General features: G+C 62.5%; 16 protein-coding genes. 2 read left to right on the forward strand and 14 right to left on the reverse strand.

What is annotated here, in order from left to right; genetic code table 11:
• Positions 1-14: 14 nt before the first annotated feature.
• Positions 15-1,361 carry an MFS transporter gene (locus tag BLO80_RS06375; protein WP_092327351.1) on the reverse strand — a complete coding sequence of 449 codons (1,347 nt, stop codon included), beginning with the start codon at positions 1,359-1,361 and terminating at the stop codon, positions 15-17.
• On the opposite strand from BLO80_RS06375, the gene BLO80_RS28915 reads away from it, so the two are divergent.
• Together BLO80_RS28915 and BLO80_RS06380 are read left to right on the forward strand one after the other, a co-directional pair.
• Entirely contained in the window at positions 1,354-1,563 is a 210-nt protein-coding gene (locus BLO80_RS28915; protein ID WP_139196921.1) for a hypothetical protein, read from the forward strand. The two genes, BLO80_RS06375 and BLO80_RS28915, sit on opposite strands and share 8 nt — an antisense overlap.
• A 125-nt stretch (positions 1,564-1,688) precedes the next feature.
• A complete protein-coding gene (locus tag BLO80_RS06380) occupies positions 1,689-2,402 on the forward strand; it encodes a FadR/GntR family transcriptional regulator (RefSeq protein WP_060738233.1) in 714 nt (237 codons plus the stop codon).
• Positions 2,403-2,572: 170 nt separating this feature from the next.
• On the opposite strand, the gene BLO80_RS06385 is transcribed toward BLO80_RS06380, so the two are convergent.
• From BLO80_RS06385 to BLO80_RS06445, 13 genes are all read right to left on the reverse strand, one after another.
• A complete protein-coding gene (locus tag BLO80_RS06385) occupies positions 2,573-3,511 on the reverse strand; it encodes an alpha/beta hydrolase (protein ID WP_175459460.1) in 939 nt (312 codons plus the stop codon).
• 221 nt (positions 3,512-3,732) lie between these two features.
• Entirely contained in the window at positions 3,733-4,524 is a 792-nt protein-coding gene (locus BLO80_RS06390; protein ID WP_092327353.1) for a carbohydrate deacetylase, read from the reverse strand.
• Positions 4,496-5,674 (reverse strand): GNAT family N-acetyltransferase, encoded by a 1,179-nt coding sequence (locus tag BLO80_RS06395; RefSeq protein WP_092327354.1) that lies wholly within the window; start codon positions 5,672-5,674, stop codon positions 4,496-4,498. Before BLO80_RS06395 ends, BLO80_RS06390 begins: the two co-directional genes overlap by 29 nt.
• Before the next feature lie 5 nt (positions 5,675-5,679).
• Positions 5,680-6,369: an N-acetyltransferase gene (locus tag BLO80_RS06400; protein WP_092327356.1), complete on the reverse strand. Its 690-nt coding sequence runs from the start codon at positions 6,367-6,369 to the stop codon at positions 5,680-5,682.
• An 80-nt stretch (positions 6,370-6,449) separates the two neighbouring features.
• The gene (locus BLO80_RS06405) at positions 6,450-7,139 is read right to left on the reverse strand and encodes a GNAT family N-acetyltransferase (protein ID WP_092327358.1); all 690 of its coding nucleotides are present in this window, start codon (positions 7,137-7,139) and stop codon (positions 6,450-6,452) included.
• Positions 7,136-9,085 (reverse strand): hypothetical protein, encoded by a 1,950-nt coding sequence (locus BLO80_RS06410; RefSeq protein ID WP_092327359.1) that lies wholly within the window; start codon positions 9,083-9,085, stop codon positions 7,136-7,138. Before BLO80_RS06410 ends, BLO80_RS06405 begins: the two co-directional genes overlap by 4 nt.
• Before the next feature lie 230 nt (positions 9,086-9,315).
• Entirely contained in the window at positions 9,316-10,620 is a 1,305-nt protein-coding gene (locus BLO80_RS06415) for a lipopolysaccharide biosynthesis protein (RefSeq protein WP_092327361.1), read from the reverse strand.
• A complete protein-coding gene (locus tag BLO80_RS06420; protein ID WP_092327362.1) occupies positions 10,617-11,621 on the reverse strand; it encodes a polysaccharide deacetylase family protein in 1,005 nt (334 codons plus the stop codon). Before BLO80_RS06420 ends, BLO80_RS06415 begins: the two co-directional genes overlap by 4 nt.
• Positions 11,622-11,633: 12 nt before the next feature.
• Positions 11,634-12,770, reverse strand: coding sequence for a glycosyltransferase family 2 protein (locus tag BLO80_RS06425; protein ID WP_092327364.1), 1,137 nt, complete (start codon positions 12,768-12,770; stop codon positions 11,634-11,636).
• Complete coding sequence (locus BLO80_RS06430) at positions 12,763-13,728, reverse strand: glycosyltransferase family 2 protein (RefSeq protein WP_092327366.1); 966 nt, start codon at positions 13,726-13,728, stop codon at positions 12,763-12,765. The genes BLO80_RS06425 and BLO80_RS06430 overlap by 8 nt, the downstream gene beginning before the upstream one ends.
• On the reverse strand, positions 13,725-15,095 hold the full coding sequence (locus BLO80_RS06435) for an O-antigen ligase family protein (protein WP_092327367.1): 1,371 nt from the start codon (positions 15,093-15,095) through the stop codon (positions 13,725-13,727). The genes BLO80_RS06430 and BLO80_RS06435 overlap by 4 nt, the downstream gene beginning before the upstream one ends.
• Complete coding sequence (locus tag BLO80_RS06440; protein ID WP_092327369.1) at positions 15,092-16,195, reverse strand: glycosyltransferase family 4 protein; 1,104 nt, start codon at positions 16,193-16,195, stop codon at positions 15,092-15,094. Before BLO80_RS06440 ends, BLO80_RS06435 begins: the two co-directional genes overlap by 4 nt.
• Positions 16,192-17,784, reverse strand: a complete 1,593-nt coding sequence (locus BLO80_RS06445) for a GumC family protein (protein ID WP_092327370.1) — start codon at positions 17,782-17,784, stop codon at positions 16,192-16,194. Before BLO80_RS06445 ends, BLO80_RS06440 begins: the two co-directional genes overlap by 4 nt.

The following is a 17,784-nucleotide window of genomic DNA, read 5'->3' on the forward strand; positions in this document are numbered from 1 at the left end:
TGGCAATCGAATGATCAGACGTGGCTGGTGGCCGGATCGGACGGCGTCGTCACGGCTTTGGGCTTGGGCGTGTTGCGTGCGGCAAACACGATGATCGCGGCAATGATCGAGGTGGCCGCCAAGCCGTAGAGGCCGCCCTGGATCGAGCCGGTGTGCTCTTCCAGCAGGCCGAACGTGGTCGGGGCGACGAACCCACCGAGGTTGCCCACCGAGTTGATCAGGGCAATCACCCCGGCGGCGATCCGGGCGTCCAGGTAAGCCTGGGGAATCGGCCAGAACAACGACGATGCCGATTTGAAACCCAGGGCCGCGAAGCAGATGGCGACGAAGGCGAAAATCGGTCCGCCGGTGGTGGACATGAACATCCCGGCTGCCGCGATCAACAGGGCTGCGGCGACCCAGGCCTGCTGGAATTTCCACTTGGCCGACAGCGAGGCGAAGGCGTACATGCCGACGATCGACAGCAACCACGGGATCGAATTGAACAGCCCGACCTGAATGTCGCTCAGTTCGCCCATTTTCTTGATGATGCTCGGCAGCCAGAACGTGGCGGCATAGATCGTCAATTGAATGAAGAAGTAGATCAGGCAAAACAGGATGATCTGGCGGTCCTTGAGCAACTGGCCGATGGACAGTTTGATCGGCGAGGCGGCTTCCCGAGCCCGCTGTTCATCGTCGATGGCCTTGACCAGCACATCCTGTTCTTCACGGCTCAGCCATTTGGCGTCATGGGGCTTGGAGTCCAGCCAGAACCAGACGAAGACGCACAGGCCGACGGAAAACATCCCTTCGATGAAGTACATCCACTGCCAGCCGTGCATGCCCAGGCCATTGATTTGCAGCAGCAGCCCCGACAGCGGGCCGGAGATCAGCGACGCAATGGCCGAACCGCTGAGGAAGATGGCGATGGCTTTGCCACGCTCGACGCCGGGCAGCCAGCGGGTGAAATAGTAGATCACCCCAGGGAAGAATCCGGCTTCGGCCACGCCCAGCAAAAAACGCAGGATGTAGAAGTGGGTTTCGTTCTGGATGAAGGCCATGGCCGCCGCCACCAGGCCCCAGGTGAGCATGATGCGGGTCAGCCAGATGCGGGCGCCGATGCGTTGCAGGAGGATATTGGACGGGACTTCGAACAGCGCATAGCCGATGAAGAACAGGCCGGCACCAAAGCCATAGGCCGCGGCACCGATCCCCAGGTCGTGCTCCATGTGGGCACGGACGAAGCCGATGTTCACGCGGTCGATGTAGTTGACGATAAACATGATGACGAACAGCGGCAGGATGTGGCGCTTGACCTTGGCGATGGCCGACAACAGCACCGGATCCGCGCCGGCATTCGCCTTGAGGCTGGATGTGTTCACTGGTTTTTCTCCCACTCGTTATTTTTATGCGGGGCATCGTGCAAGTGCCGATGTTGATAGACATCATACAACTGGATTTTTTTGGATGACAAGCGATTTTTCAGCATCAATGGATTGGGGTAATGGTGTTTTTATGCCGTATTTGTTGAGTTATTCTGATTTTATCCAGCGTCTTTCCGGCTTGCGCGGGACAGTTCTTTGAAGGGGTGATTTTTGCTGGGATGGACTGATTTGGAGTGTTGTCATACAAGTTGGCGGCTTGACGATGAGATTTCCGACGCCCGCTGGTGATACGATCAGTCAGGCTGTTTTCAAGGAACCTCGGCGATGCCGCAAGACACCGACGCGCCCCTGCGCAAGCGTACCCACAACCTGGCCCATGACCTGGTGACGAAGCTGAGCCAGAGCATTTTGCTGGGGCAGTTGAAGCCGGGTGAGAAGCTGCCATCGGAGGGTGCCATCGTGCAGGCCCATGGCGTCAGCCGGACGGTGGTGCGCGAGGCGATTTCCAAGTTGCAGGCTTCGGGGCTGGTAGAGACCCGCCATGGCATCGGCACCTTCGTGCTGGCGCAAACCGGCGAGCCAGGGTTGCGCCTGAATGTCGACACCGCCGCGGGCGTGCGGGCGATCCTGGAACTGCGCCTGGGCCTGGAGACCCAGGCCGTCGCCTTGGCGGCCCAGCGCCGCAGCGAACACCAGTTGCAGCAGATGCGCCAGGCGCTGGATGACTATCAGCGGTTGTCCAACAACAACGACAGCTGTGTCGAAGCCGACCGGCGTTTCCATCTGCTCATCGCCGAAGCCACGGACAACGCCTGTTTTGTCGAAATCATGCAGCACCTGGGCAGTGCGATGATTCCCCGGACCCGTGTGAACGTGGCCGAGCGCGGCCAGGCCGATCTCAGCAAGCTGGCGCAGTTGGCCAACCTTGAGCACGAGGCGATCTTCAACGCGATCAAGCGCCAGGACCCGGACGCCGCCCGCGCCGCCATGTGGCTGCACCTGACCAACAGCCGTGACCGGTTTGGCGCGGGATCCTGACGGTTCATCGTCGCCTGACCCAATGCCATCGCGAGCAAGCTCGCTCCCACAGTTGAGAACACCTCGAAAAAACGGTGGGAGCGAGCCTGCTCGCGATGGCGGCGGCACACCCAACATTTCCATGACTGACCCACCGCTTCCCACAAGAGGGGCGTGGATATTTCCGTGGATCAGCCCGCTTTGGCCGGGCCGGTGGGGGCGTTTCCGGCCATGGGGGCGGGGGCGCTTTTCATCAGGGCATCCAACGCCTGTCGGTAGTTTTTGCCCGCCAGGCTCATGCTGTTGTTATGCGTCGCCCCGGGCACCAGCAGCAGGTGCTTGGGTTCCCGGGCGGCATTGAACAGTTGCTCACTGAAGCGTGGCGGCACGTAGCGGTCGGCGGCGCCATGGACAATCAGCAGCGGCATGTTGATCTCGCCGATCTTGTCGATGGAGTCGAACTTCTGCGACAGCAACCAGCGCACCGGCAGGGATGTATTCGCCATCGAGGTGGCGACATCGCCCAGGGAGGTGAACGTGGATTCGATCACCAGGCCCCGGACCTGGGCTTTGCCACCTTTCGCCGCCTGCTGACCGAGTTGCACAGCGAGATCCACCGCGACGGCGCCGCCCAGGGAATGACCATAGATCAGCCGCAGGCTTGGGTCCGGTTGCAGCGTTTCGAGATGCTCCCAGGCGATGCGCGCATCTTCATAGACACTCGCTTCCGATGGCAGATCGCCCTGGCTTTTGCCAAAGCCCCGGTAGTCGATGGCCAGCACCGAATAGCCCAGCGCCCGCAGTTGCTGGATACGAAACAACTGGCCGGTCAAATTCCAGCGCACACCGTGCAAATACAGGATGGCCGGCGCATTCTTGCGCTCGGCCGGCCACCACCAGCCGTGGATGTTTTCCCCGGCCTTGAAGCTTTTTGGCTTGAGATCGAACTCCTGCACGCCGCTGGGCAGCCCACTGAACCAGCTCGCCGTCCCCGGTTCGATGCGAAAGACCAGTTCCCGCTCCTTATGCTGCAACACGGCACAGCCCACCGGCAGGCCGACCATCAATGCGCCCATGCACAGCCAGGCCAACCAGCGGCGTTTCAGGCCGGAAAGTAAGAGTGAAGACATCGATGCCATTCGCTACTCGAAACCAAAGATGCCTTGTAGCAGATTCTCTGAAAACGGCGCAGGGATTTGCGACTGTCATTCGTCTGAAGCGCACTTTTCGGTGCTGGAAGCCCCCCAGACCTGTGCCTTGCTCCCTATTCCTTTAGGGGAGACGTAGAAGCGCACAGTATTGGCTCTGGGTTAACCGCCGGTTGCCGGGTCGTAACCACGCAGAGAGGTCCTTACGCATCCTCAAGCTGAACCAGCTCGAACGTCCGCTCAGTGGTGCCGTACCCCACCTTGGGCACCCCCGCCAGGCGCTGATGCAGTACCTGGGTCAACGAGCAGCCAGGAGCCAGGTAGGTGTCGCCGAAATCCCCATCCAGCTGCACGGGATGAACAATCACTTCCAGCAAACCATGGTCCGGTGCTGCGGCGTGCTGCAAGTCGGCTGGCGTGCAGACATAGTCGGCCGTCGCGCCGCATAAACGACGCAGGCGGCGGTTGAGTAAGGTCTTGAAGATGCGCTTGGGGACATTCAGGTTTGCTCCGAGGTTGCGCGCCAGGCGAATGGGTACATCTTGCCGCGCAGCGAAGCGCGCCACCAACTCTCCGATGGGCCAGATGTTATGTACGTGTTGATGGGAGTCGAGGTGGCTTGGGCGCAATCCGTGGTCCAGGCAGCGTTGCCATTGCGCCTGTAGTTCGTCCTGTATGGCGGAGCGGTCCTTTGAGCCCAGATGCAGGCAATAGCGTGACAGGCTGAAGGTGAACTGGCCGTCCGCATCGCAAAACGCCGGGCGCGACTGTATGGCCTGGCTCAACGGCTGCCCATGGCTGAGATTGAAATGCAGGCCGATGCGCCCTTTGAGCCGCGGCAGTCGGGCCAATGCACACGCCTGTTCGAAGCCCGGCATATTGGCCATGACGGTGGCGGAACTGATCACCCCTGCTTCGAAGGCTCGAACGATTGTCGCGTTTTCGCTGTAGCACAACCCGAAGTCGTCAGCGTTGATGATCACTTGGCGGGGCATGCGAGGTCTCCTGTTCCTTGGGGATAGAGGGTGAATCTGTTGCCGTGGTTTTTTGGGGAGGGTGTTTGCGAAGCCAGGGTTTAAGACTTTTCCAGAGTCGCAAGGCGAGCCCGAGGATCAGGCCATCGGGTTGCCAGGAATAAAAACTCCAACGCCAGTGCTCCAGTTGTCCGGTCATGCGTTCGTGTAACTGATGGCTGGAGTTCTCCAGGCTGACCCGTGATGCATCGATCCAGCGCCAGTTCTCGTCCAACCCCCAACGAATCCACTCATCGAGCAATACTCGGCCGCTGCCCAGGTCGGCGTGCTGCGGCAGGAACGCCAGGTTGTAGTCATACAATCGGCCCTGGTCCAGCAGGCCGAGGCGATAGCTGATGCATTCACCGTTCAGCTCCAGCATCACCACCCGCACCTGGCCCTGGGCAGCGAGGGCGGTGAAGGCAAGGTTCATCCATTGCCGACGCCTGGGGTCGGCGAAGATGCCGACACCTTCCTCGCCTTTCCAACTGGCGGCCTCGACGTCGGCCAGGGCTCGCAACAGCTGTCCGATGCTGATGGCGTCCGGCGTCACTCGGCGGATTTCGGCACCGCAAGCGGCGATCCGCTTGCGCGCCCGACGCAGCTTGTAGCGTGGATCGCCAGAGACTTCCTGATGATCACTGTCGCTGATCAAGTGCACCGGAACCCGACAACTGAGCCGCCGCTCCCCGGTGGAACTCAGTGCCATCCAGGCGCTAAGGACGCTTTGCTCGCCGACCGGCTCCACCACTTCATTGAGTTGCAACATCGCGTGGGGCACCTGTTGACGGATCTGCATCAGCGCCTGGCCCATGCCTTCGGCGTCCAGGCGCGCCAGCAGGGCGATGCGGTCGGCCAAGGGGTAACCCAAGTGATGCAACACCTGGTACCGCAGTCCGCCGATACGCTCATGTCCCGAAACCAGGGGCAGGCATAGCGACAAGTCCTGGTCCTGCCAGCCCAGTAACACATGCAATTGCTGATCAGGCAACAGGGCAAATTCCGCCGCTTGCAGCCAGCCCAGGGTATTGAACGGGGTTGCGTCGGCCACCTGGGTTCGCAGCTGTTCATAAGCTGATACGGGAAAGTCCTCCGCGCCCAGGGAGCGACACCATTGGAACCGGATTGTCATGGACGTCAGGCCGCCGCTGTGGATGCAACCGGCTTGGCCGGTTTACGAAAAGAGTCCAGGACCGAGCCGGTATAGAACGTGTCACGGAAGAACCGCCAGCGGCCGAACAAGCAATACATATGGGTGATCTGGCCGCGCTCCTGATAGTCCATGCGCAGGTGCAGCTTGACGGCTGGAATGTTGCGCAGCTCGAAGACGTCGACTACTTTGTCGCAACCTTGCTTGGCCATGGCTTTCCACAGATCCAGCTGCATATCCACCGATAACTGGGTCCCCCAGTAAGCGCGGTACAGCTCACCGCCGAACTCGAAGAACTCGCCCGGTTTGACCGGAAACCAGCAGCGAAAGAAATGGCGGTCGAAATAGTCCCGTGTACTGCCCCAGATGAAAGCGACGGTGTCGCCCTTGTCGTCCAGGTACATGAGCCCGGCGTAGCCTTCGGCAGCCAGTTCGCGCATGGTCTCGACACGGTCGCCAAAGTAGGTGGCGAAGGCATCGGCATTGCTGATGGTGATGCGTTCCCGGCGCAACGGCGTATAGGGCCTGAGGTTATTGGGCGGTATCGGGCTGACCAGATCGCGCTCCATCCACACCAGTTGTTCGTGGAAGTACACGTAGTGTCTGCACAGCTGATTTAGAACAGTGCGCAGCCCTTTTTTCCGAATTCGATCACGCAATTTCTGCAGAATGTTCATGGTGCCTCCTGGCGAGGGGCGGGTGGGAAAGACCCCATCGCGAGCTTGCTCGCGATGGGGTGGTTAGAGCGCCATGGACATCAGGCCGGCGCAGTCGATGCAAGCGGTGGCGCCGGTTTACGGAAGGCGTCCAGTACCGAGCCGCGGTAGAAGGTGTCGCGGAAAAACCGCCAGCGACCGAACAGGCGATACACGTGGGTGATCTTTCCGCGTTCCTGGAAGCCCATGCGCAGGTGCATCTTGATCGCCGGGGTGTTTTGCAAATCGCAGACATCGACCATTGTGTCGCAACCTTTGTCCACCATGATTTTCCACATTTGCACCTGCATGTCCGCCGACATACTGGAGCCCCAGTAGGCGCGGATCATCTCGCCACCGAACTGAAAGTACTCACCAGGCTTGATCGGGAAGTTGCAGCGATAGAAATGCCGGTCGAAGTAGTCTCGTGTGCTGGCCCAGGCGAAACCCACGGTGTCGCCCTGAGCGTCCAGGTACATCAAGCCTGTGTAGCCTTCGGCCGCCAGCTCGCGCATGGTTTCGACGCGGTCGCCGAAGTGCCGGGCAAAAGCATCGGCATTGTCGACCGTGATGAACTCCAGGCGCATCGGTGGGTAGGGCTTGAGGTTATGCGGGGGGAGTGGGGTCCGCACATCGTGCTCCAGCCACACCAGTCGGGTGTGGAAAAACACGTAGCGCCTGGACAGCTGTTTGAGGACGGCGCGCAGGCCTTTTTTCTGAATGCCATCACGTAATGCTTGCAGAACGCTCATGGTGCCTCCTGACGGGTGGCGGGGTGGGGGAAAGAGAGGGCGGTCCAGCCCAGGGCGAACACGGTTTCTCCTGGCAGGAGAAAACGGATCTGCCCGGCCTCGCAGTTGAACGGGGCGCTGCGGCTTTGGTTGTCGGGGCCGAAATACACCAGTTCGGCTTTCGCCTGGGGGCAGGGCCCACCGTCCAGGCTGACCTGTTGCGGGCGCGTGCTTTTGTTCACGCCCAGCAGGCTGCGCCTCGCGTCGGTGGCCATGGCCAGCACGTCGACTTCGAAGGCGTCGTTATCCAGGCGTAGCACCTGGCCGAGCCAATGTTGTTGGATGAACTGTTGGGCCAGACCCACCGGCTTGAGTTCGAAGCGCTGGCTGTCCAGCACTCGCACCATGCCTTTGGGGTATTGAGGTTCGTCGGCGAGCATGAACCAGTTGAGCATGTCCAACCAGCCGTCGGCCGAGGCGTTGATGACCACGGACGTCCACCACAGGGCGGCGTAGTGGGTTTCCTGGTCATAAGGGCTCAGGCTCGAGCCGCTGGACATGTTGGTCTGGTCCAGCAGCAAGGCCTTGCGCGGGCGGCCCTGGCTATTCAATCCCACCAGGTGGGCAGCCTGACGAACGCTATGGCGATAGGTCCGCGTTGCCAGCAGGTCGCGGATCATCCATTCGTGCCAGGCTAGGGCGTCGATCTGATCGTCGGATGTCGCCAGCAGACGCCGTGCCCAGTCGATTCCGCGTTTGTCGGTCGCGTTTTCGGCCAGAGGACCGTTGGTGAACCGCGAGCTGGCCGGTATGGCGATGCGCACACCTGCGCCAGCGTTGGCTGGGTCGGCGCGGACCTGGGCAGCCATGCTCTGGAACACCTGCTGGAAACTGGCGAAGTCTGGGTAATTGAGGTTCGGCTCATCGGCGAAACTGAGGTAGTGGATGCCTTTGCCGCCCAAGGCGCGGGTTGCCATGAGCCAAGCTTGCAAACCGTTGTTGCTGACGCGGTCGGCCCGCAGGTCGGCCTTGCGCGCGCTACCGGCCAGCAGGGTGATGTCCCGGGTGATGCCGAAGCGGTCCTGGTACAGGCGCCGAAACTGATTTTCATGGTCCGGCCTGTCTGCGGTGATGTCGACCAGGCTGTAATAGCTGGCGGCCTGGGGCTTGAGGGCTTCGATCACCGGGTAGGCCGATGGCGGGGGCATGACGTAGGGCAGGTAGACCCCCAGCTTCGGGGTTGTCCCCAGGACGTCGTCATAGAGTTTCAGACGCACCTGCCCCGGGTCCTGGCGCAGCGGTTGCAAATGCCCTGGGTCTTGGGCGAACAGGTTCGCCGTGCCATCCAGCCAGAATGCCGCCTTGCCGTTGCCCTGCAATTGCAGGCGCCAGGTTTGCTCGACATTGGCGACGGGCAATGCCACTTGATTGAACTGCCCATAGGCCGGATAGGGCTTGAGGTTCAACTGCACCTGTTTGCCATCGGCGACGCGCCGGGCTTGCAGGCTGCGCACGCCGCCGTGGAACTTGCCCGCCAGCACGGCCTGTTCGCCAGGGGCAACCTTGAAATACAACTCATCGCCGTCGTGGGTTTCGGCATTGAAATGCACCTTGGCCGGGGCGAACAGCGCCCGGGTATGGGCGTCGTGTTCGACGGTGTAGCGGCGGAAACTGTAGCCGGGAATTTCCAGGCGATAGCTGGCGGCCCCCGGCAGCAAAGGCCATTGCTGCTCGCCACGTTCCTGGGCGGCCTTGATCAGGCGTTCACCCACCAGGCGCCCTTGGCCGTTGAGCAGGTACAGGTGTTCTGTGTTGGCGTCGGCCTGCCAGGCGGGTACCCAGCGCACGGTCACGTAATCCGGGCGGTCGGTCTGTAAGTACAGGCTGCCGTCGCGGATGCCGGTCCATTGCATGACCGCGCCATGGGCCAAGCAGGCCAGGCCCCAGAGGCACAGGCCGGCAGCCATTTTCCACCCATGCCGTACTGGCGCCATCGCGAGCAAGCTCGCTCCCACAGTTGATTTGTGGTGGTCGCGGACAGTGTGTTCGGCACCAGGCTTTTGTGGGAACGGGCTTGCTCGTGAAGAGGGCGGCACATTCACCATCACTGCAAGCTGACTCGGCGCTCCCACAAGGACATCACCACCCCCCGTGGGAGCGAGCTTGCTCGCGATGGCGGCTTGGCGGACAGCGATGCTCATGCCGATTTCCCCAGCAGCATCTGGCGCATCGGCAGCAAGTCGCTGGGCAGGATGATCAGTGTCTGCCACAGTGCCACGCCACTAAGGCGGCAGTACATCGCCAGCAGCGCCAGGGTCACGCCCAGGTAGGCGATTGACGACGCGGCGGCGGCGCCGACGATGCCGTAGCGGGGAATCAGGATCAGGTTCAGCGCCAGGTTCAGCAGCGCGCCCACGCCCATCAGCAGCGACACCGTGCCGGGTCGGTCCTTGCCCAGCAGATCCAGGCGCAAGATGCTCGCGTAGCACAGCCCGAACAGCCCTGGCAGCAATGCCAGCAAGGCGGGGTAAGCCGGTTGGTAGGCGACACCGAACAGGGTGACGATCAGCCATTCGCCGATCAGCGCCATGCCCAGGCACGCGCCGAGCATCACCGTGGCGGTCAGGCGCAGGGCCAGGGGGGTCAGGCGCTGCATGTCACTGTCTTGTTGCAGCAGGCGTTTCATCAGTGGCGTGGTGACAGCTTCCGGCACGATCAGCAGCAGTTCGGCGGCGGCGCTGGCCATGGCGTAATGACCCACGGCCGTGCTGCCCAGCAGGGCGCCGATGAACAGGTAGTCCGAGCGCAGTATCACTTGCTGGAACAACAGGTCCGGGTGGCTGCGGGCACCGTAGCGCAGCAGCTCGTTCTGGCCGGCGCGATCCCATTGCAGGGTGATGTCCTGATCCCGGCGCAGCCAGACCCAACCGGCCAGCACCACCAGGCTCAGGCCCGCCAGCCAACTGATCAGCGCCGCTTCCAGGGCCGCATCTTTCCACAGCCAGAACAGCGCCAGGAATAGCAACAGTGGCGCCAGGGATTCCATCAGGCGCAAGGCGTTAAAGGCACCTACACCGCCGGTGGCATTGTGCAGCGTCAGCAGGCCACTCTTGAGTACAGTCAATGGCACCGCCAGCAACAGCAACCAGGCCAGCAATCCCAATTGCGTGGTGATGTCCAGCTCAGCGCCGAACTCGCGCACCAGCGTCACCAACGCCACGGTCAGCAACCCAGCCAACAAGCAACCGAAGACCAGTACCTGGCTGAGTAACAAACCCATCGGACGTCGCTGCGCCGCCTGATAGCCCACGGCGGAATTCAGACCACCACTGGTGGCGGCGCTGATCAGGTCCGGCAGGGTGCTGAGCAAGGCAAACAACCCGCGTTCGCTGGGCCCGAGAATCCGCGCCAGCAGCACATTGCGCAGCAGGCGCAGGCCGATCATTGCCAGGCGGGTTCCCATGCTCAGCAACAGGTGTTTGAGGTAATGACTGCGGCTCATGGGCGCGTCCCTCGGCGAATGCGCCAGGCCAGCAATTCAGGATGTTGGGCATTGCGCTGACTGACGCCGAAGCGTGGCAAGTTCAACGGGTCGCCGTCGGGGCGATACAGCCCGGTCTCGGTGCCCAGGGCGAACGCAAAGCCGTGGGCCGCCACATGCTGGCGTACGCGCTCATCGTTATCCCCGTTGGGGTAGCAATACACCGGCAGCGGTTGAGCGCAGCCGTTTTCCAGGGCGATCCGGCTGCGGGCCAGTTCTTCGTGCAGGCGCTGGTCGTCCAGCCCGGTGAGAATCGCGTGGCTGGCGCCATGGGGGCCGAAGCGGATCAGGCCGGAATCTTCGAGCATGCGCACCTGGGACCAGTCCAGGGCCTGAGGCTGGGAGCCATGCGGGCAGGCGTCGGTGAGTTCGCTCAAGGTATGTGGATCGAGGCTCTTGAGGCTTTGCAGGTAGTGCAGCAACGCCAGGCTGCGACGCTCGTCGTCGATGTCATCGAGCAGCACCGGCAACGGGCGGCCGGCGTGCTGCAAGTGCTCGATCAACGAATGCCGGGCCACCTGGCCATGGCTACCCCAAAGGGTCTCGCCAACGCTTTCCCACCAGAAGTGCTGGCGACTGCCGATGAAATCGGTGGACAGGAAAATGCTCGCCGGCACCTGGTATTGGCGCAACAACGGAAAGGCGTTCATGGCGTTGTCGCGCCAGCCGTCGTCGAAGGTCAGGGCCACCCGCGGGCGGTTCGGGATGCTTTCAGGATCGGCCAGCAACAAGCTCATCAGCGGTACACATTCGAAATGCCGTTGCAGCCAGATCAACAAGTGTTCAAACGCGTCGGGCCCCACGCACAGCTCGTTGCGATGGGGCAATTCGGCGGCGCGGTCGTTGTTCAGTACCCGGTGCAGCATCAGGATCACGCCGGCGCCACGCAGGGGGTGGCGACCCAGGGACGTGTTCAGGTACAGCCAGCCGCCGGTGCGCTTGAAGACTTGTTTGATCGACATCGGCTCTTCTCCTTAGCGATTCTGCTCGGGGTTCCATTGGCTGTAGCGATGACCCCGCAGGAACTGCCAGAGCCCGATACTCATACCTGCCAGTGTCACCAACACGAACGCCGCCAGGCGAAAGGGCCGGGGCAAACGGTGGCCGGCGTCCATCAAGCCGATCAGCGCCATGGTGTAGCCGAGCAACTGCGCCACCAGGCTCAGGCGATAGAACGGATGGTCGTTCCACAGCCAGGCATTGCTCAGCAACAGGGGCAACAGCAACACTGGCGCGAGGCGACGGATCAACTTGTGGCTGATCAGCCCGATGGCATAGAGACCATGACGCAACGGGTTGAGCAGCTCCCGGCGCTGGGCCAGGCTTTGCAACCCGCCAACGGTGACCCGCTGGCGCCGGCGAAACTGTTTATCGGCTTCGTCCACACCCTGGTCGGTCACCCGGGCGCTTGGCACGTAGACGATGGACTTGCCGGCGGCCGGCGCGCAGGTGCTGAGGAAAAAGTCATCGTTGACCTGGGCCGGGATCGGCTGGAACAGCGCCCGACGCAAAGCCAGCAGGGCACCGTCGGCCGAGACCATGCAACCGGTGCGGCTCTCCACCCGCCGCAACCAGCCTTCGTAATGGCGATACAGGCTGTCGCCCAGGCTCAGGCCCTTGCCCGGCACCGGGATTTCCATGTGCCCGGCACAGGCGCCGACTTCCGGATCGCCCAGCGGCGCCAGCAGGTGGCCGAGGGTATCGACGGTCCATTGGTTGTCGGCGTCGGTGAACACCAGGATCTCGCCGCGGCTGTGGGCGACACCGGTGTTGAGGGCGGCGGCCTTGCCCTGGCGTGGCAGGTCGAGCACGGTGATGCGCGGGTCGATCACCCGGCGTGCGCAGGCCACGGTGTCGTCGGTCGAGCCGTCGCTGGCGAGGATGATCTGCAGTGAATGGGCTCGATAGTCCTGGGCCAGCAAGGTCCGCAACTTCGCTTCGATGTGCCGTGCCTCGTTGTGGGCGGCAATGACGATACTCACGTCCATCGGCAACGCCTTGCCGTAGCGTCGCAGTGGAAACAGCGGCGCCAGCAGGCTCAGCATCAAGGGATAACCGAGGTAGGCGTACACCGGCAGCAGCAGGCACGACCAATAAATGAATTCAGCCACGGGCGGGTCTCCTGACGTTCCAATGACAAAGGCTGAGGATGAGCGCGGCGCCGGCCAGGTGCAGGCGCACCCAGTGCAGCCCCCAGAGCTGCAGGGTCAGGCACGGATTACGGTGCCTGTAGCTCTGGCGCAAGCTCAGAACCAGGGCCGGCAACGTGCTGATCAACAGTAGGGCCAGGCCCAGGCGTGCCTGACCCTGGAGCAGGGCGACCAGTGTCAGGACGTCCAGGCCCCAGGCGCCAATCGACAGTGCGGGGAAGCGCAGCAGGCGCAGGCTCGGCCCATGACTGCGCAACAGCTGCCAGTGACTGCCTTGGCGCCACAATTCCTTACTCATCCACTCGCGCCAACTGCCTTCATAGCCCCAGTGCAAGGCCACGCTTTTGTTGACCTGCAACAACTGCGCACCGGCTTGGCGCAAGCGCAGGGAAAAGTCCTTGTCTTCGCCGGTGCGCAGGGTTTCGTCGAAGCCTGAGACCTGATCGAACCAGGCGCGGCGCATCAGCAGCGTGTTGCCGGGTAGCCACTGCACCCGGTGTAAGGGCCGCGGATCGGGGCGCTGGCTGCGGCGCTGCCAGGCTCGTGCGAACCACGGCGCTTGTTCGGGCATGTCCAACTCGAGGGCCAGTACATCGCCCTGATGGCCTTCCATTTCGATCAGCAGCGTGAGCCAGTCGGCCGGCATTTCCATGTCGGCGTCGATGAACGCCAGCCACTCACCACTGGCGACCGCAGCGCCACGGTTGCGCAGGGCACCGATGTGCACGCCAGGCACCAGCAGCACCCGCGCGCCCAGCTCGTTGGCAATGCGCGGGCCGTGGTCGTCGGAGCCGTTGTCCACCACGATCAACTCGCACTCCAACTGCGCCTGGCGGGCTGCTTCCTGGGCCGCCTGGAGGGTGCGGCCGATGTGCCGGGCCTCGTTGTACATCGGAATCACAATACTGACGCCACTCATGGACGAGCCTCCTGTGGCGCGGCCTGTTCGGCGTCGTAGCGCAACACGCTGGTGAGGGCGAGCATGATCCACAGCAACTTGTGGTTCGGCGCACTGAGAAACATCAAGAACAATCCCAGCGACAGGAAACTCATGCCCAGGTGCGTCAGCAGGTCCGCCTGCGCCCAGTCGCGGCGCTGCAGCCAGAGCTTGCGGGCGTGCAGCAGGTTGTACAGGCCAAGGCCAAGCATGCCGACGAACATCAGCCCGCCCGGCACGCCGATTTCGCTGAAGATTTCCAGGTAGGTGTTATGGGCCCTGCGATACAGGTCCCCCAGCTTGCGGTTGGCCGAGAACGCCTTGGCATAGCCGGTGGGGGCGTAGTGCAGGGGAAAGGTTCCGGGCCCTGACCCGAGTATCGGGTTCTCGCGGATCATTTGGCTGCCGACCAGGATGTACGAGGCGCGGCGGCCCAGGGATTCATCCTTGTGGGCATTGACGCCGGCGCTGAGGATGCTCAACGACTGAATGCGCGCCACGTAGCCGGCTGGCATCACCGCGACCGCCAGGGGAATCAACAGTGCCAGCCCAAGCATGGCGAAGCCCAGGTGCCGCGGACGGATGCGCGGCAGCTGCGCACGGTAGTGGTATAAGCCGATCACCAGACTGAGCAACAGCACCACCAGTCCGGAGCGCGACTCGGTCTTGGTCATGCCGCCGAGCAACAGAATGACCCCTCCACCCCAGAACAATCGGTGCAACAGGTTCGGACTGCGCAGTACCAGCCACAACGCCAGCGGTACGGTGAACGCAATCAACAGGGCAAAGACGTTGGGGTCTTCCAGCAGGCCGGAAGCGCGGCCCTGATCCTGATATTGGGCCGAGAACATCGCGAGCACGCACGTGGTGGAGACGCTCACCGTCATCAGGCGGGCGAACAGGTCCAGGTTCAGTTCGCGACCGATCAGCAAGGTGATCACGAAGAGAATTAGCCCCACCGTCAGCTCTCGCAGGTGGGTCAGGGACAGGTCCATGTTTTCCGAGAGCAACAGGCTCAGGCCATACAGCACCATGAAGCCGATCAGAGGCTTCCAGATATTGCTGCGCAAGCGTGTCGCGGGAATCTGGTGCAGGGCCAGTTGCAGCATCAAGATCAGGATCAGCGCCAGGCCAAAGAACTTGCTGCCGGAAAACGCGCTGTCCTTGAACAGGCCTTCGAATGGCACCAGCGCGGCAATGCCCAGCAAACCCCAGCCGGGCTTGCGGTACAGCACGGTGACACCGACCAGGCCGAGCACCGCGCCCGGGGCGAGGAACGGATAAGGGCTGGCCAGCAACGCCAGGCACACCAGGCCCAGCAGGCTGACGATCGAGAGTGGGACAATCATGAGCGAGCCTCCCGTGCCGTGCGGATATAAAGCTGCGACCAGCGTTCGGCCAGCGTGCGCAGGTCGTAGCGATCCTGTTGGGTGCGGCGCGCGTTGTCGGCGAGGATCCGCGCCAGGGGCGGTTCGCTGAACAGCGTTTCGATCTGCGCCGCCAGGTCCGCACTGTCGGCCGGTGCCGCGAGCAGGCCGTTATGGCGGTCCTGCAACACGTCGGGAATGCCGCCGACACCGAACGCCACCACTGGCACGCCGGCCTGCATGGCTTCGAGCAGAATCATCGGCGTGCCTTCGGTGCGCGAGCTGATCACCAGCGCGTCGAGGCGACTCCACCAGGCGTTCATGTCGGTCTGGTAGCCGGGTAATTCGATGCGCGTGGGCAGCCCGGCGTCGGTGATGCGCTTGAGCAGCGCCTGGCGTTCCGGGCCGTCGCCGAGCATCACCGCGTGCAGCGACGAATGCCGCTGGCACAGGGGGATCATGGCGTCCAGGAACAAGTCCGGGCCTTTCTCGCTGCTCAAGCGGCCGACATAGCCGACCCGCCAGTGCTGCTCGTCGTCGCGGTGGGCCAGCGGCGCGGTGACCGCCGGCAGGCCGTTGGGAATCACGTCGAGTTTTTCGGCTTGCACGCTGGCCCGGCGGTGCAGCGTGGCGATGCTTTCGGCCACGCAGACCACTCGCTTGACCGAGGCCGTGCGGCACAGTTGCAGGCTCAGCCAGGTGTAGAAACGCTGCTTGGGGCTGCGCGGCGTGAAGCCATGCTGGGTGATCACCAACGGCAGGCGCAGCAGCGTGGCCGCCGACCAGCCGAACAACAGCCCCTTGAAGTTGTGGGTGTTGATCAGCGGTCGCTCGTCCCGGCGCTGGCGCAGGTGCTGCAACAGCTCGGCCCAACTGGCGCAGTGACGGCAATCGACCCCAGCCTGGCGAAAACGCGTGATCAACGTCGGCGGCGCCGCCAGGAACAGCACCTGATGCTGTCCGGGCGTTGCCAGGCAATGATCGAGCAGCATCCGCTCGGCCCCATAGAAGCCACCGCTGTCGAGCAGATGAATGATCGACAGGGGGCCGCTGTGGCGGGGCGGGTCGAACGGCGCGTTCAATTTCGCACCCAATGGACAAGGCTGGGCAGGCTCCAGTTGCGGTGCGGATTGACCTGCTCGGGGGACTGTTCGTTGATCACCAGCAGCACCGGCACCTCCAATTGGCGGGTGATTTGCGCTGGGTGCTTGAAGCGGTGATCGAAGAACTCACGCACATAGACCAGGGCGATCGCCAGCAGCAGGCCGCTGAACATGCCGAAGACAATGATCAGCATTGGTTTGGGAAAGGCCGCAGCGGTCGGTTCGAACGGCGGGCTCAGGACCCGGGCGTTGGACAGATCGTTGTCCAGCGAGCGCGCGGTGCTGGCTTCGGCGAAGCGCTGGGCGTAGGTGGAGAAGGCCGCGTGCAAGGCGTTGATTTCGGTGTCCATCTGCCGCAGCTTGCTTTGGGTTTCCTGCAACTGATGGATGCGCTCCTTGAAGGCGGCGATGCGTTCGACTTTCTGATTGATCACCGAACTGACCACTGCCAGATCGGTGGTGCGTTCCTGGATCCGGTTGTTGACCACTTTCAGGAACTGCTGGCGCGTGCGGACGATCTGTTCCCGGGCCAGCAGCATCGGTTCGCTGCTGGGCTGGAAGATCGCCAGGTCATTCATGTAGCGGCTGACCTGGCTGGTCAGTTGCTCGCCCAGTTGTTTGATCTCCCGGTCCTCGAAGGCAATGTTGTCCACGGTGGTGGTGAAGGTGAACGGGAAGGTGTAGTCGTTGAACCGAGAGCTGTTCGCCGCCGCCAGACTGGTCTTGAGGTAATCGAGCCAGCGTTGGCTTTGCAGCAGGCGATCCTGATACAGGTTCAGGGCCTGTTCTTCGGTGTTGATGGCGTTCAGGCGGAAGGTGATTTCTTCCTTGGGATCGGACGAACCGATGTTTTCCAACAGCCCCAGCCGGGTGCCTTCCAGGCCGTCGAGGCGGGTCTGGTATTGGGCTTTCTTCTGCTCGTAGAAGGTCTGCGGCAGTTCGATCGATTGCAGGTCCTGGCGGTTGCTGAGGTAGTTCTGCAGCAATTGCGCCACGAACCGGGTGCCCTGGGCCGGGTCACCGAAACTGTAGACGATGGAAATGACGTTGGAGCCGGGCAGGGTCTCGATCTTCAGGTTTTCGATGGCCTCGTCGGTCAGCGTATCGAGCACGGTGTCGCGCACCGGATCGACCTCCAGGCCCAGGCCATCGCGCAACGGATTGATGACGTACTCGCGCAGGGGCTGGGTGATGTACTTCTTGAGCGGCTCGCTCACCCATTTGTTGAGGATGCCCGGGCTTGGGGTGTAGTCACCCTGGTCGCGCAGAGCACTGATGGTCTGCCGGATCAACGCCGGTGAGCGCAGGATATTGCTCTCGGTTTCCATGTCCGCCAGGGACGGCGGGATGAAGGTGGCGTTTTCCTGGTTCAGCGACGTGGTGGCGTCGCCCTGGGAGAGTTTTTTCGACTGGACGATCACCTGGGCGGTGATGTCGAAGCTCTGTTTGAGCATCAACGGCAACACCAGGGCGATCACGGCGAAGATCAGGAAGACGCGCTTCACCCACTGCTTGTTGGCGAAGAAGATCCTGAAGAACTCGTGCAAATAATTTTCCTTGGGATTCAT

The organism is Pseudomonas sp. NFACC56-3, assembly GCF_900100025.1.
GTDB lineage: Bacteria > Pseudomonadota > Gammaproteobacteria > Pseudomonadales > Pseudomonadaceae > Aquipseudomonas > Aquipseudomonas fluorescens_AA.

Excerpts from the sequence above, each read along its gene's own strand:
- BLO80_RS06380 (WP_060738233.1), top strand. The coding sequence starts at position 1,689 with ATGCCGCAAGACACCGACGCGCCCCTGCGCAAGCGTACCCACAACCTG.
- BLO80_RS06390 (WP_092327353.1), bottom strand. The coding sequence starts at position 4,524 with ATGCCCCGCCAAGTGATCATCAACGCTGACGACTTCGGGTTGTGCTAC.
- BLO80_RS06405 (WP_092327358.1), bottom strand. The coding sequence starts at position 7,139 with ATGAGCGTTCTGCAAGCATTACGTGATGGCATTCAGAAAAAAGGCCTG.
- BLO80_RS06410 (WP_092327359.1), bottom strand. The coding sequence starts at position 9,085 with ATGGCTGCCGGCCTGTGCCTCTGGGGCCTGGCCTGCTTGGCCCATGGC.
- BLO80_RS06415 (WP_092327361.1), bottom strand. The coding sequence starts at position 10,620 with ATGAGCCGCAGTCATTACCTCAAACACCTGTTGCTGAGCATGGGAACC.
- BLO80_RS06385 (WP_175459460.1), bottom strand. The coding sequence starts at position 3,511 with ATGTCTTCACTCTTACTTTCCGGCCTGAAACGCCGCTGGTTGGCCTGG.
- BLO80_RS06395 (WP_092327354.1), bottom strand. The coding sequence starts at position 5,674 with ATGACAATCCGGTTCCAATGGTGTCGCTCCCTGGGCGCGGAGGACTTT.
- BLO80_RS06445 (WP_092327370.1), bottom strand. The coding sequence starts at position 17,784 with ATGAATCCCAAGGAAAATTATTTGCACGAGTTCTTCAGGATCTTCTTC.
- BLO80_RS06420 (WP_092327362.1), bottom strand. The coding sequence starts at position 11,621 with ATGTCGATCAAACAAGTCTTCAAGCGCACCGGCGGCTGGCTGTACCTG.
- BLO80_RS06435 (WP_092327367.1), bottom strand. The coding sequence starts at position 15,095 with ATGATTGTCCCACTCTCGATCGTCAGCCTGCTGGGCCTGGTGTGCCTG.
- BLO80_RS06400 (WP_092327356.1), bottom strand. The coding sequence starts at position 6,369 with ATGAACATTCTGCAGAAATTGCGTGATCGAATTCGGAAAAAAGGGCTG.
- BLO80_RS06430 (WP_092327366.1), bottom strand. The coding sequence starts at position 13,728 with ATGAGTGGCGTCAGTATTGTGATTCCGATGTACAACGAGGCCCGGCAC.